Origin of the sequence: Paenibacillus sp. GD4 (assembly GCF_030846225.1) — a bacterium.
Lineage (GTDB): Bacteria > Bacillota > Bacilli > Paenibacillales > NBRC-103111 > Paenibacillus_G > Paenibacillus_G silviterrae.
The window spans coordinates 1,487,926-1,502,495 of sequence record NZ_JAVCYK010000002.1 but is presented as its reverse complement, the minus strand read 5'-3'; the positions used below and the strand labels follow the sequence as shown (position 1 = coordinate 1,502,495).

At 50.9% G+C, this 14,570-nt stretch carries 12 protein-coding genes; 1 reads left to right on the top strand and 11 read right to left on the bottom strand.

Going from position 1 to position 14,570, the window contains the following annotated elements:
• Window positions 1-25: 25 nt before the first annotated feature.
• The 6 genes from RAC89_RS29545 to RAC89_RS29520 all read right to left on the bottom strand — a co-directional run bounded on the left by RAC89_RS29545 (window position 26) and on the right by RAC89_RS29520 (window position 8,192).
• A complete protein-coding gene (locus RAC89_RS29545; protein ID WP_306617248.1) occupies window positions 26-1,369 on the bottom strand; it encodes an FAD-dependent oxidoreductase in 1,344 nt (447 codons plus the stop codon).
• A gap of 29 nt (window positions 1,370-1,398) precedes the next feature.
• Window positions 1,399-2,232 (bottom strand): carbohydrate ABC transporter permease, encoded by an 834-nt coding sequence (locus RAC89_RS29540; protein WP_306617247.1) that lies wholly within the window; start codon window positions 2,230-2,232, stop codon window positions 1,399-1,401.
• Between the two features lie 17 nt (window positions 2,233-2,249).
• Window positions 2,250-3,152 (bottom strand): carbohydrate ABC transporter permease, encoded by a 903-nt coding sequence (locus RAC89_RS29535; RefSeq protein WP_306617246.1) that lies wholly within the window; start codon window positions 3,150-3,152, stop codon window positions 2,250-2,252.
• 174 nt (window positions 3,153-3,326) lie between these two features.
• Window positions 3,327-4,661 carry an extracellular solute-binding protein gene (locus tag RAC89_RS29530; RefSeq protein WP_306617245.1) on the bottom strand — a complete coding sequence of 445 codons (1,335 nt, stop codon included), beginning with the start codon at window positions 4,659-4,661 and terminating at the stop codon, window positions 3,327-3,329.
• A gap of 116 nt (window positions 4,662-4,777) precedes the next feature.
• Window positions 4,778-6,376, bottom strand: a complete 1,599-nt coding sequence (locus RAC89_RS29525; protein ID WP_306617244.1) for a response regulator — start codon at window positions 6,374-6,376, stop codon at window positions 4,778-4,780.
• The gene (locus RAC89_RS29520) at window positions 6,354-8,192 is read right to left on the bottom strand and encodes a cache domain-containing sensor histidine kinase (protein WP_306617243.1); all 1,839 of its coding nucleotides are present in this window, start codon (window positions 8,190-8,192) and stop codon (window positions 6,354-6,356) included. Before RAC89_RS29520 ends, RAC89_RS29525 begins: the two co-directional genes overlap by 23 nt.
• Before the next feature lie 186 nt (window positions 8,193-8,378).
• On the opposite strand from RAC89_RS29520, the gene RAC89_RS29515 reads away from it, so the two are divergent.
• Window positions 8,379-9,356 (top strand): aldo/keto reductase, encoded by a 978-nt coding sequence (locus RAC89_RS29515; protein WP_306617242.1) that lies wholly within the window; start codon window positions 8,379-8,381, stop codon window positions 9,354-9,356.
• A 68-nt stretch (window positions 9,357-9,424) separates the two neighbouring features.
• On the opposite strand, the gene RAC89_RS29510 is transcribed toward RAC89_RS29515, so the two are convergent.
• The 5 genes from RAC89_RS29510 to RAC89_RS29490 all read right to left on the bottom strand — a co-directional run bounded on the left by RAC89_RS29510 (window position 9,425) and on the right by RAC89_RS29490 (window position 14,504).
• Window positions 9,425-10,117 (bottom strand): LrgB family protein, encoded by a 693-nt coding sequence (locus RAC89_RS29510; RefSeq protein WP_306617241.1) that lies wholly within the window; start codon window positions 10,115-10,117, stop codon window positions 9,425-9,427.
• On the bottom strand, window positions 10,114-10,509 hold the full coding sequence (locus tag RAC89_RS29505; RefSeq protein ID WP_306617240.1) for a CidA/LrgA family protein: 396 nt from the start codon (window positions 10,507-10,509) through the stop codon (window positions 10,114-10,116). Before RAC89_RS29505 ends, RAC89_RS29510 begins: the two co-directional genes overlap by 4 nt.
• Window positions 10,510-10,612: 103 nt before the next feature.
• On the bottom strand, window positions 10,613-12,787 hold the full coding sequence (locus tag RAC89_RS29500; RefSeq protein WP_306617239.1) for a malate synthase G: 2,175 nt from the start codon (window positions 12,785-12,787) through the stop codon (window positions 10,613-10,615).
• A 24-nt stretch (window positions 12,788-12,811) separates the two neighbouring features.
• Entirely contained in the window at window positions 12,812-13,573 is a 762-nt protein-coding gene (locus tag RAC89_RS29495) for a fumarylacetoacetate hydrolase family protein (RefSeq protein ID WP_306617238.1), read from the bottom strand.
• A 157-nt stretch (window positions 13,574-13,730) separates the two neighbouring features.
• A complete protein-coding gene (locus tag RAC89_RS29490; protein WP_306617237.1) occupies window positions 13,731-14,504 on the bottom strand; it encodes an IclR family transcriptional regulator in 774 nt (257 codons plus the stop codon).
• Window positions 14,505-14,570 lie beyond the last annotated feature (66 nt).

Sequence of the window (14,570 nt, the reverse complement as noted above, 5' to 3'; positions counted from 1 at the left end):
TCCTCTCCTCAAGTTACAGGTTGATTTATGCCAGAATCGCTCCGTTTTGCTTCAACACTTCCTGCAGCCGCTTCACATCGATCGACTGTGGGGACGTCCCTGCGGCAGCCGCCATAGCCGCCGCGGTTCCCGCCGCCTGCCCCGTAGCCATACAGCTCGGCGTCAGGCGGGTCGTTGCCAGCGCCTCATGCGAGGTAGAGATGCATCGACCGCCGACGAGCAGGTTATCGATCTTCTTCGGCAGCAGGCAGCGGTACGGGATATCGTAAGCTCCATCGCCGTCGATCCAAGCTGCCGTTACGTTTTTCCCGGACGGGTCATGGATATCGATCGGGTATCCGCTTCTGGCAATGACGTCCTCGAAACGTCGTCCGGTCACAACGTCATCCATGGATAACGCGTATTGGCCGTCGATCCTTCTCGTTTCCCGCACGCCGATCTGCGTGCCGACTTGAGTGACGGAAGCATGGGCGAAGCCCGGCAAGCTTTTTTTCATAAATTCGGAAATCATGACCACTTGCTTTCTTCCCAGCTCCTCCGCCTCAGTCAACTCCTCCACATCCGTACCGTCGAGCCCCTGAACACGTACCATGTTGACAACGACCTCGTCCTCATCCGGCCCGGTAAAGAACAACACTTGATCGCGATTAATCGGCAGATTGGCTTCCTTCCAATGCTTATAGAAGCCCTGAACCGCCGTAAGCCGAAGGTCGGCCAGCTCCTCTACCGGCGTTTTACGATAAAACTCTTCCGGGTGCTCAATCATGTACTGCTTCACCGCTTGAAGGTCTACGCCTTTCATCCGGAATTTCATCGTCATCGGCTGGGTTTTGCCGTCTTCCTCTCTGCCCTTTAGAATCGGTGCTCCCGCAAAATAAGCCAGGTCCGCATCCCCCGTCGTATCAACGAACGTTTTGGCCCTCAGCTCGATACGTCCTGACTTCGTCGCCAGTCGTACTGCCTGAATGCGGTCCCCCTCCACTACCGCTTCATCGAGGAAGCTGTGGGCGATGACCTTCACGCCCGCCTCCCGTAGCATTTCAAGAGCAACGAGCTTATACGCCTCCGGATGATAAGGAGTGATAGTCTGTACAAAGCCGCACGTATCCCGCACGTGCCCCGGAGACGCATTCTTGGCCATCAGTCGTTCCACAATCTCTTGTGCGTAGCCGGCTATGACCTGCTTGCCCTGCATCGTATGGAACGTCATCCATGGATATACGAGTGCAATGGTAGACATGCCCCCGAGAAATCCGTAACGCTCGACGAGCACCGTCTTTGCCCCTTGCCGTCCTGCGGCCAAGGCAGCGTTAATCCCCGCCGGTCCGCCTCCCGCTACGACGACATCTGCTTCCATTATTTTATACATGGCTAATTCCTGCCCTTCGATTGTAAGATTTACCCCTTCACGCCGGAGCTGGCGATCCCTTCCACAAACCAGCGCTGGAAGAACGCAACAAGAAGGATGAGCGGCAGAAGCGCCGAAACGGACGCCGCCATGATGGCAGTGTAATTGGTTGTATTCTCATCCACATAGTTGGTTAACGCCAACGGGATGGTATATAGCGAATTGGTCCGCAGGAAAATAAGCGGGCTTTCATATTCATTCCAGTGCCAGGTGAAGCTGAGAATCAGCAGAGATACGAGCGCCGGCTTGGTCAGCGGCAGGCAAATTTGCATGTAGGTTCGAAATACGCCGGCGCCGTCCACCTTAGCCGCTTCCAACAGCTCATTCGGCAGGGTGCTGAAAAACTGGCGCATAATAAAGGTCCCGAGTACGGAGAACATGCCCGGTAAGATAATAGCCCAGTGACTGTTCACCAAATGCAGCTTATCGAACAAAATAAACCGGGGGACCAGCAAAATCTGCGACGGAATGATCATGGTCGACAGGTAGAGAAGAAACAACGCTTCTTTCCCTCGAAAATTCAGCTTCGCAAAAGCGAAGCCCGCCATCGAGCTGGTCACCAGCGTCCCAAGAACGGTCAATGCCGTAATTTTGATCGAATTCCAGTAGTATTGCATAAACGGATATTTCCCTGTCCAAACCTCTTTGTAGCTGTCGAAATGGAAGGTGCTCGGAATCCATTCGATCGGCGCCTTAAACATTTCCGATTGAAGCTTGAAGGAAGACGAGGTCATCCACAGAAACGGCAGAATCATGACGATCCCGAGGCCTGCGAAGACGATCGTAAGGAGCCATTTGAGCGCCTTTTTTTGTATCGTTGTCATTACGGTTTCCCCCCTGTTTAGAACTGATCTTGCCATTTCTTCTGGCCCTTCCACTGCACGATCGTCACCAGGAAGATAATCAGGAAGAGTACCCAGGAAACGGCTGCCGCGTAACCGACCTTATAGTATTGGAACGCTTGAATGTAAATGTAATAGGACAGCACCATGGTGGAATTGAGCGGTCCGCCCTTCGTCATGACGGATACGGCAGCAAACACCTGAAAGGTGGAGATGACCAGCGTTACGGCGATCAGGAAGCTGGTAGGCTTTAACATAGGAACGGTAATACTGAAAAACTGTCTCAGCTTCGAGGCCCCGTCGATATCGGCCGCTTCATATAAATCCTTGGAGATCCCTTGAATGCCCGCCATATAAAGAACCAGCGTGTAGCCGGTATAGGTCCAGATCACCATAATCATTATGGCCGTCAACGCCCAGTGCTGGCTGGACAGCCAACCTGGCAGCTGCTCGACACCGAGACCTTTAAGAAATTGGTTGATCGGCCCTTGGGTAGGGTTATACAGGACGCTCCACACAATGGAAATGGCTACAATACTGCTGACATAAGGAAGAAAAAATAAAACGCGCAGCACATTTTTAAAATAAACGAACGAATTGAGCACAACGGCGATGATCAGACCGATCAGCATAGCCGCCGGAACGGTCACGCCGGTAAAAATCGCATTGTTTTTCAGCGAGATCCAGAAATATTCGTCATGAATCAGCGTTTTGAAATTATCAAACCACACCCACTCGATCCCATCGATACCCCTCAGGTAATCCCAGTCCATGAACACCATAAAAAGACTGATCAAGAGCGGAAACAGGATGAAAACAACGACCCCTAAGAAATTGGGCAAAATAAACAAATATCCCGCTACATTATCTCTATTGAGATGCCTCCGCTTTCCGTTATTCACGGTGTAACCCACTCCCTTCTATCAATAAGCCTATAGTAAGGAAAATACGCGCGGTCGGGAATGGACGGAACTTGCCGCTTTCCGTTTTATTCTTAGATGTTCTTACTCCTATCGGGACAAAAAAAAGCAAGGAACCTCTTGGGCTCCTTGCTCTTGCTCTTGCCGCTGTATCAATTACTTCTTTTCCGCCTGGATCGCTTGATCGGCACGCTTCTTCATGGATTCCAGCGTTTTGTCGATCGGCTGCACGCCCATGAAATATTTTTCCGCTTCTTCCTTTGTAATGTTGGTAATTTGCGGGAAGGCAACGGCTTTCTCACGAACCGCAAACGTATAATTGCCCTTCAGAACGTTGGCTAAGGACTCCTGATCGATCACGTTCTTCGAATCGCCTACAATCAATTGGGTTACTTGATTGAAGTCCGCTTTCTTATTCGTCGGAATTCTGCCTCCTGCGATCATATCCATATTGCCTTCCTTCAAATACCAGGAAATAAATTTGAAGGCTGCATCCTTATGAGCACTGTTCTTGTTGATGGACATGAAGTCGTTCATACCGCCGTTGTTCACATTCGTGCCCTTCTGGTACTGTGGAGCCGGTGCGAAAGCAACGGCGAAGTCGCGTGGCCACTTCGCAGTGTCCTTCAGGCTTCTCATCATCCAAGCGCCTCCGTATACCATGGAAGCTTTGCCGGTGAGTAATTCGTTGGCCGGATCCAGCTTGTTGGCAAGCCCCTCGCCCCAGCTGACCATTGCGCCCTGGTCATACAAAGATTTTTGAATCTCCAGCCCCTTCTTCATGGCCGGATTGTTGAAGTTGGACAAGCCGTCCGCCGTATAGAAGGCATCCTTCGGCTGGCTGGACACCAGCGTGAATTTGCCGATCAGCAGGTCGGCGCCAGGGGTTACGAACGCTCCCTTGCGGTCGCCCTTGTTCAGCTTCATCGCCAGGCCGGCGAAGTCGTCCCAAGTCCAGTCCGTCGGTACCTTCTCGCCTGCTTCATCAAGAGCTTTCTTGTTCAGCACAACGAAATCGATATTCTTGTAAGCCGGAAGATAATGAATTTGATCCTTGTATTTAATCAAATTGTCATTACCGATGATCGCGTCTACGTCAAAGCTTTCCTTCTTGATCAGCTCGTCGAGCGGCTCCGTCATGCCGGCATTTTGGCGGCGGTACAGATTGTTTTCCCCATAGCTGAAGAACATGTCGGGAGCGTCGCTTTGCGTCATGAGCGCCGTGTCCAGCTTGGTGTTGCCCGAATCGTCATTCACATACCGAACATACTCCACTTGGATGTCCGGGTTCGCGCTATTCCATTTGTCCACCACGGTCTTCGGACCGTTCTCCTCGGGAACTGCACCCCACAGCTTTAATTTCACAGCCTTCTTGTCCGCTTGTCCTGCAGCCGAGTTCTTATCGGAGCTGCCGGAGCCGGCAGAGCAGCCGGTAACGGCAAGCGCCGCTGCCAGCGTAACGGCAAACGTTCCTTTATACCACTTTTTCATGTCACTTACCCCTTTGCGAGTAGTAATGGATAATGAATTTTACAATTCATAGCGTAGCAAAGCAGGCCCAAGCGGAACATGGTCTATTCTTGCAGAAAACAGGGGGATTCTCCGAATCACTTCCCCAAGTAAAGCTTGCGGAACTCCAAGGGGTACACCCCTTCCATTTTCTTGAACTGCTTGCTGAAATAATTGGAATCGCCGTAACCGACCATCTCTGAAATTTCATAGATTTTGTAGGTTTGGTCCTTCAGTAGCTCCCTTGCTTTCTCCATGCGGATTCGGGTAATCAAGTCGACGATCGTTTCACCCGTTTCCTTCTTGAACAAGACGCTCAAATAATTTTCCGTAAAGCCGACGGCTCTGGCCAATTCCGATACCTTCAAATGCTGGTTGTACTGCTTCTTAATGATATCCAGCACCGCTTGAATTTCGGGTCGATGCTGCTGAGTGGAGAGCAGCCTGATATATTCCAAATAAACGGAAAGCCAGCCCTTGCACCAAAGATACATGTCCTCCAGCGTCTCCAGGCTTCGAACAGCATGATAAGGATACATTTCGTTATACAGCGGGACGGAGTACAGATCTCCGCCCAGCCTGCGGGCGAAGCCATCCATGATATGTACCCAATGGACCCACAGCTCCCGTTCGTATTCCGGCCGGTGCCTTGGGCCCTCCAGAATCGAATGGTACCACTTCTCGAGCAATGGCAGGAGGGCTTCCTCGTCCCGAATTTCGAGAAGCTTCTCCCATTGCTCGTCCGTCCACGGCTTCGGCAGGCTTCCCGGCTCAACGTACCGGAGTTCATTGAAGAAAACGAGCGATCCGGCGCCTTCGTAGAAGCGATGCCCCAAAGCCGCGTCCGCCTGCTCGAAAGCCGGATGCAGCTCGGCAATATCGCCGAACGGAGCGGAAACTCCGATACTAACGGAGAGCTGGAGAAACGTGGTGACGGCATCCTGCATTTCCGCCAGCATGGCTTCCTGGAATCGGTCGGTAATCATGGAAAATTTCCCGTTGCCGATCTCAAGCAGCTCCCCATCGGCATATTTTTTGAAAATTTCAGTCAAGATATTGGCTACGGCGTAGCTAAGCAAGTGCTCGCTCTTTAAATCGTTGTCCTCTAGGACGACAGGATACCGGTCAATCCTCAGGTTGACGACATAAATCGGCGCATGGTAAGCGCGCATGCCGAACTCCTGCATTACTTCTCTGACCTCATGGCCGGAGCCCTTCTGCTTCACCAGGAGCTCCCGCAGCCGTTTCTCCTTAGCTTCCCTGCCGTATTGGTTCATCTTCACTTTTAGGCGGGATTCCTCAAGCGTCTTTTCCGTCTCCAGCTCGATCGTCTTCTTGACGGAGTTCAGCTTATCGATCAGCTCGGAAGGCTCCATCGTCAGCTTTAAGATGTAGTCAACCGCCCCTAGCCGAAGCGCCTTTTGGACATATTCGAAATCATTATGGTTGGACAAAATAAGGCATTTGGTATGCGGAGTTATCGTTCGGATCTCCTCGATCAACTGCAAACCGTCGCATCCGGGCATTCGGATGTCCGTTAGCACAATATCCACCGGCTGTTCCCGGAGTATGCTCAACGCTTCCACCCCACTGGCCGCCTCGCCGATCAGCACGAAGCCGTTCTCTTTCCATGGGATGATCGTCTTTAAACCGATTCTAACTAAAATTTCGTCATCAACTATCAGGACTCGGATCATTTGGGCGACCTCCTTCTTCAACAGCTGGGAATGAGGCCGGCTCCGGTTCGCACGATTCCAGCCGGGGGAGCTTCAGCGTAACGACGGTCCCTTCCTCGGTATTGCTGTTCATCTCAATCCCGTAGTCGGACCCATAGTGCATCTTGATTCGCTCATTTACGTTATGGATGCCGATTCCGCTGTATCTGGCGTGGTCCTGCTTCAGGTCGGCACGCAGCTCACGCAGCTTGTCTTCAGAAATACCTGCGCCATTATCGGACACGGTGACGGTTAGCGTTTCCTCCGTTGCCGCCGCGCTAATCTCGATGAGCAGTGGAGTTCGCTGCCCATGAATGATGGAATTTTCAACGATAGGCTGAAGTGCGAATTTGAGGATCGCGCAGGACCTCAGCTCCGGAGGAACAGACCAACGAATATCAACGTTGTCGTGGAAGCGGATTTTTTGCAGATCCAGATATACTTCCAAATGAGTCAGTTCACTATCCAAGGAAACGACCTCACGCTCCACCTTCATCGTATATTGCAGCAGCTTTCCGAGCTTCGTGATCATTTGGCTGACATGCTGCGCCCCGGATAGCATGGCCATCCATTTGATGGAGTTTAAGGTGTTGAATAAAAAATGCGGATTGATTTGGGCTTGAAGCGCCTGAAATCGGGCCTCCTCCCGCCGCCGCTGCTCTTCCGACAGATGGGAGATCAGCTGCTGCAAACGCCCCAGCATTCGGTTGTAATTTTTGCCCAGTACAGCAATCTCGTCCTCGCCCTGTACGTTGACATAGGAATGAAAATCACCCTCGCCAAGGCGGTTCATCGACCGGGCCAAATGGTGAAGCGGATGGGTAAACCGAATCATGAAATATATAAAAACAACCGTAAACAGTAAGAACCACCCAAACAACCACAGAATGGACTTATTGCGAAGTCCGCTCAATTCGACCCAGAGCTGCTTTTGCGGAACAAGCTGGATTACGTTCCAGCCCAGGCGGGGAATCGGCTCACTGTTCACCACGTAATCCCTGACCTGGGCCCCTTTCTCTTCCGCTTTGTATTCATGTAGCAAAAGCTCCGTCTCCTCCGGGGGCAGAGGGGAGCTTCCTCCAAGCAGGTGTCCTTCGTTGTCCGTCAGCAGGAAGCTGCTCACCCCATTGGTTGAAAGACCTTCCTTGCCGCCCAGAAAGCTGGCGGCGGGAATCCCTATGAACAACAGATCCGAGCCCTCGCTTTGGCTGCTTCCAATCCACCGGCTTAACGCAAAGTAAGGCTCGCTGCCACCGGCGAGCTGCCGAATCGTTCCATTGTAAGGATACTGCCAGAACGGCCAGCCCTTCTGCTCCTTCGTTGATGAGAACCAGCCTTCGCCCCGGATCGAATTCAACAGCTGCGCTTGCTTGCTTTGCTCATTGGGGCCGGATGCGGTTGAGTGGACAAATCCACGGTCATCCAAGACGACAATGACCGCTTCACTGCCTAGCAGAATATCACGGACGTTCGTGAGCTTCTGCTGGATGCTGTTGAATCGGCGCAATGCCTGATAGCTTGTCTGCCAATCCTCATCCGATTCGAGAAATTCGACAAATTCGGGGTCATTGATAATAAGGTTGGATGCCTTCAATACGCGTTCCGTTACATCGTCCATGCTTTGTGCTGCCTGATGAAGAGCGTCCTGAGTGGTGCGTTGCAGCTCAATCGAAACTACATCACCGGAAGACATATAGAAATTGTATAGAATCGTTGTTATGGGAATAATGATGAAGATAAAAAAGGAGAGCAATATTTTTCCTCGTATGGATCGGAAAAGATAGCTTATGTTGTTCATACAAACCTCCTTATGGAACAAGACCAGTAAGTTAGCTTACCATAGTAACAGAAGGTTTGATAGGGTCAATTCTTGGCAGTTTCTTTCTTATTCTTGTTGGAACGTATATGTTTCTATACCTGTAAGTGGTATGATGATCGTAGGTATGCAGGACCCAAATCATCTTACTATAGACGGAGGACATTCATGAATTATCGCACTGTTGGAAAAACGGGGATTCAGGTTTCGCCGCTATGCTTCGGAACGATGTCTTTTGGCGGAAACGCAGACGAGGCTACTTCAAAGGCGATGTTTGACCGTTGTAGAGAGGCCGGCATCAACTTTTTTGATTGTGCCGATGTTTACAACGGCGGGTTGGCCGAAGAGATTCTAGGTCGCTGCATGGCCGGCTGCCGCGATGAGCTGGTCATCACCTCCAAGGTCTGTATGCCTAACGGACCAGGGATCAACGACCGGGGCTTGTCTCGCAGACATATTATGCTCTCCGTAGAGCGAAGCTTAAAGCGGCTCAACACGGATCGAATTGACTTTTATTTCGTTCATCATTTTGATTCCAAAACTGCAATCGAAGAAACGCTGCGCGCACTTGACGATTTGCAGGCACAAGGCAAGATTTTATACCCGGCCGTCAGCAATTGGGCCGCTTGGCAAATCGCCAAGGCGAACGGCATTTCCGACAAGGAAGGGCTGGCTCGCTTCGAGTGCATTCAGCCGATGTACAATCTGGTCAAACGTCAGGCGGAGGTTGAGCTTTTGCCCATGGCAAGGGCCGAGCAAATCGGCGTTATTACATACAGCCCGCTGGGAGGCGGACTGCTCTCCGGGAAGTACGGAGTTGGACGCAAACCGGAAAAGGGACGCTTAGTCGAGCAAAAGATGTACTCGGTAAGATATGGGGATACTCTCAACTTTGAGGTTGCCGACCGTTTTACCGCTTATGCCGCCGAGAAAGAAGTTCACCCCGCAACACTAGCTATTGCGTGGACGATGTCCCACCCGGGTGTAACCGCTCCGATCATTGGGGCAAGAAGCTTAGAGCAATTGGAGCCTTCTCTTGCAGCGCTTGAACTGGACATGACAGATGAGTGGAGAAAGGAAATCTCTGCCCTTTCCGTGGAGCCGCCACTCGCTACGGACCGCCGTGAGGAACAGCTAGCTGACTAATGGAGACTTGTTAAGAGGAACAGACATATCGTTAGGGGAGAGAACGGCCTCTCCCCTTTTTCCATTACCTATGGAAATAACCGATAGATCGGTATTACCAGTACCGAAGTAATCATCCCCGCCAGACACATGGAAAATCCGCTTATGCTGCCAAGCAAATCGGATTCGCGAATTAATCGGCCCGTCCCAATCCCATGAGATGACGTCCCCACCGCAGTACCGATGAAAAAATCATCCCTCATACCGAACCTCCTAAGCACCTCCGGGCCGATCATGCTGCCAAGCAATCCGGTTAATACGGTGAGAACGGAACCTAATTCCGGGTTCCCCCCCATGGCACGAATAATTTCAACGGAGATAGGTGTAGTTACAGATTTAGGCATCATGGTTAACATGATTTCTCGAGTACCGCCAAGTAAGTGCACTAAAGCTATACTGCTAACTATCCCCATAACGGAACCGGCAAAAATCCCCGCAATAACAGGAGTTATTTTTTCTTTTATTTTTTGAGCATTTTTGTAAAGTGGAACTCCCATGGCTATGGTTGCCGGTCCGAGAAAAAACTCAATCAAGCTTCCTCCGATTTTATAATCCGAATAGGGAACTCCGCCTGCATAAAGCACCAAAATGATTAAACCGGAGCAGACAAACAGCGGGTGAAGCCATCTGATATATCGTTGTACACCCAATGAAACGACGTATGCCAGTACGGTCAGAGAAATGCCGAATATCGGGCTTTGCGCATACGGATGCAGACTCACGAACGTTTCCTCCTTGCCAAGGGCCAAGGTGCGGCAATGTTCGTATTCGCGTTTTCTTTATCTCTGCCGGTTAGCGCCTTCACTGTCCATCCCGTCGAAAGCAATACAGCGAGCCAACTTACGGCAAAAGTGACGAGAATCGCAGCTGCATGCTCGCGGATGAATGGCAGAATAGATAGCGTCCCCGCGATGATGGGGGCAAAAAACAACAGCATATGCCGGTTTAATAACGAAGCGGTTCTTTCCACCCACTTCAGCTTGATGAAACCCATAAATAAAAACAAAGTAAATAAGACCAGCCCGATCACGCTCGAGGGGAGCGGAATATCCAACCCTTCTTGAATCACAATTCCAACTAAATAAAAGATTAATAGAATGGCAAATCCACGCATTACGAGTCCTCCATTATGTCAAGACGTTGCTGTATGTAGGCCATACGATAAATAAAGGAAAAAGCATGCTGCTGAGACAACATGCCTTCTCCTTTAATGCAGTTTACACTTTTACCATGGCTTTAAATTGCTTGCGTCTACGGTGAAGTATAGGCTCCGTGTAACCGTTCGGTTGATTGTATCCTTCGAATACCAGCTCACACGCCGCCTGAAACGCGATAGAACGATCGTAATCTTCCGCCATGGGCCGGTAAGCAGGATCGCCGGAGTTCTGTTCATCGACCACTTTGGCCATGCGCCTCATCGTTTCCAGAACTTGTTCTCTCGTACAAACTCCATGATGCAGCCAGTTCGCCATATGCTGACTGGAGATGCGCAGGGTGGCCCGATCCTCCATCAATCCTACATTATTAATATCAGGCACCTTCGAGCATCCAATTCCCTGCTCTACCCAGCGGACGACATAACCCAGAATGCCTTGGGCATTATTGTCCAGCTCTTGGGCAATTTCTTCCGGACTCCAGCTTCGACCCTTGTCTACCGGGATGTCCAAAATATCGTCCCGAAAGTCCCGGCCGTTAAGCTTTAAATGATTTTGCACCGACTTCACATCGATTTGATGATAATGAAGCGCGTGCAAAGTAGCTGCTGTGGGCGAAGGCACCCATGCCGTATTGCAGCCTGCTTCAAGCTGAGCGATCTTCACCTTCAGCATTTCCTTCATAAGATCGGGCATCGCCCACATACCCTTTCCGATCTGAGCGCGTCCTTGCAAGCCGCAGGCCAGCCCGATGCTCACGTTGGATTGCTCGTAGCCCTGCAGCCACTTCGACGATTTCATGCTGTTCTTGCGAACCATGGGACCTGCTTCCATCGAAGTGTGAATCTCATCCCCGGTTCGATCCAGGAAACCGGTATTGATAAATACGAGGCGATCCTTTACTTCCCGAATACAAGCCTTCAAATTCAAAGAAGTGCGGCGTTCTTCGTCCATGACCCCGATTTTGATCGCATTACGCTCCAAGCCTAGCATGTCTTCCACCCGGCCAAACAGTTCATTCGCAAAAGCAACCTCCTCCGGTCCATGCATTTTCGGTTTCACAATATAGATGGAACCCTTGGATGAATTGGTGAAGGCGCTGTTTTTCAATAGATCGTGTTTGGCGATAAGACTGGTCATCACCGCATCCAGTATCCCTTCGGGAATCTCCTGCCCGCTTGGATCCAAAACCGCATCGATAGTCATTAGATGTCCTACATTGCGTACAAATAACAGCGAACGACCGTGCAGGGTGAACTCCTTCCCGGAAGGTGACGTATACCTGCGATCCGGATGCAGTGTTCGGGTTACCGGTTGATTGCCTTTCGTGAAGGTCGCAGATAAGGTTCCTTTCATGAGTCCCAGCCAATTGCGGTAAACCTGTACTTTATCTTCGGCATCTACCGCCGCTACGGAATCTTCGCAGTCCATGATCGTGGTAAGCGCCGCTTCCATCAGTACATCCTTCACACCGGCTTGATCCGTTTTGCCAATAGGATGATTGCGATCGATTTGAACTTCAAAATGTAACCCGTTGTTGATAAACAATACGGCGTTTGGAGCCTCCGGTGCTCCTTGATAACCGGCAAGCTTGGAAGGCTCCTTCAGTCCGGCTCTTTCCCCGCTGCTCAGCGAAACGGACACTTTCCCCTCCTCGATCGAATAGGCTACGGCGTCTGCATGGGATCCTTGCGTTAGCGGCACCACCCGGTCCAAAAAGCTTCTGGCGTACGATATCACCTTTTCGCCGCGAATCGGATTGTAAGCAGCCGTTATATGAGCCCCGCCCCCATCATCTGTGGCATCGGTTCCGTACAGAGCATCGTATAGGCTTCCCCAGCGGGCATTCGCTGCGTTAAGCGCGTATCGGGCATTATTCACCGGCACGACGAGCTGCGGGCCGGCTTGATGCGCTATTTCGTCATCCACATTTTGCGTCGTAATCAGAGCGTCTTCCGCTTCCGGCAGCAAATACCCAATTTCCAGCAAGAACGATTTATATTCATTAAAATCATAGTTCTCTCCGTTGTTCCGGTGCCATTCGTTGATCCGATGCTGAAGCTCATCCCGCTTGGCTAACAAAGCCTTATTCTTAGGCACCAAGTCGGAAATCAGCCGTTCAAGCTCAGACCAGAAATGCCCTTCATCCACCCGGCTCCCAGGCAGTGCTTCCGAGCTGATAAACCGGTAAAGCTCGGATGCAACCTGCAAATGGCCAACTTTGATATACGGTTCCATCGGTACACTCCTCCTGGTATATAATTATTGAGCTTTCACATGATTTCGAAGGTGTCCGATCCCTTCGATATAACAATCGACCACGTCACCGTCGCGAACCGCTTCCGATCCCGCAGGGGTTCCCGTCAAAATGACGTCTCCAGGCATAAGGGTCATAAAACGACTAATGTATGAAATCATGACGTCGATCGGTGTAATGATGCGCTCCATCAGGCTATCCTGCTTCCCTATCCCATTGACAGCCGCTTGAATGCGGGCGGTCCGGTAATCGAATTCCGTCTCAAGCACCGGACCGAGAGGACAGAACGTATCGAATGCTTTGCCGATCGTCCAATGCCCTTCGGGGTGGAAGTATTGAAAGGCACCCAAGTCGTTCGCTACCGTATATCCGAAAATGACCCCGTCGACCTCCGCAGGCTCCAAATCTCTCGCGGGTTTGCCGATAATGACAGCAAGCTCCGCTTCGAATCGGATCTCTACCGTCCCGCGAGGCAGTAATACCGGTTCCTCCGGACCGACGACCGTACCGAGCGGCTTGAAGAATAAGATCGGCATCTCGGGAACGGGCGGTTTCTCGGCCCCCTCCGCTGCAAAGTTTTTGCCGATGCCTATGATATGTCTTGGAACAAGAGGTGCATGGAATCGGACATCACTTAGCGGAAACGTTCTTCCGGTTAATGTATAGGCACCAAATAAATCTCCGGTAAACTCTTTTACCGTGTTTCCTTCGATAATGCCGCTCAGAATTTCTGCTACTCCGGCAACCGTGAATCGGGTAAACTTCACCTTTCATCAACCTTTCGTTCATTATATTGAACACTGTTCGTAATATTGCTTAAAATAATATTCCCATAGGTTTCTTTAAACGTCAATGGGAATAGGCAATTTGTTGGGCAAAAAATCCCTCTCCGTCGGCAGATACGGAAATCGGAATTGAAGCGCCTCATTTAGTCGTTGATAATCTTTGGGCCAAAGCACAAATCTCTTTTACGGCATTTTCTTTCTTCGCTTCCCAATGATGGATCGGCATGGAGCAGCTGACGGCTGCAACCACTTCTCCCCTGTGGCGAATCGGTGCTGCGACGCAGCAAAAGCCCATGACACCCTCTTGCAAGTCCATGGAATAACCATGGTGCCGTGCCTTCTCCAGCTCCTGCATAAACACCTCACGCGAGCCAATTGTGTGTTCCGTTACTTGGGGCAGCGTCTCTTCGGGGAATATTCGCACAATCTGTTCGGCATCTATCTCCATCATCAGCGACTTTCCAAGACCGGTTGCATGAGCCGGGAAACGAACGCCGGGGCCTGACACCATCTGAACCGGAGAGGGCGCTTCCATTTTGGCGAGATATAAAACCGCATTTCCGTCCAAACGGGCCAGCTGAACAGATTCCTGAAGTGTCTGCATGACCGGACCCGCGGCTCGTTTAAATTCTTCAATCAGATCGTACTGCCTAAAGTAAGCGCCGCCGAAATCCCCGAGCGAGCTCCCGACCGCATAAGTCTCGTTCCGGTCTTTCTGTATCCACTGCAGGCGTTCCATCGTGGAAAGCAGAGAGTACAGCGTGCTTTTACTGATGCGCAGATGCTTCGATATATCGGATAATTTCCATTTAAAGGGCTCCTCGGCAAGCAGCTTCAATACGGCATGCGCCCGATCGAGTGCAGGTACAGCATATTTTTGTTCCATCGCGTTTCCTTCTTTCATCCGTGCCATCCTGTTTTTATCTATTATAACCCCGTATCACCCCATCCTAACATGCATTTCTCAAGCCAGTCAATG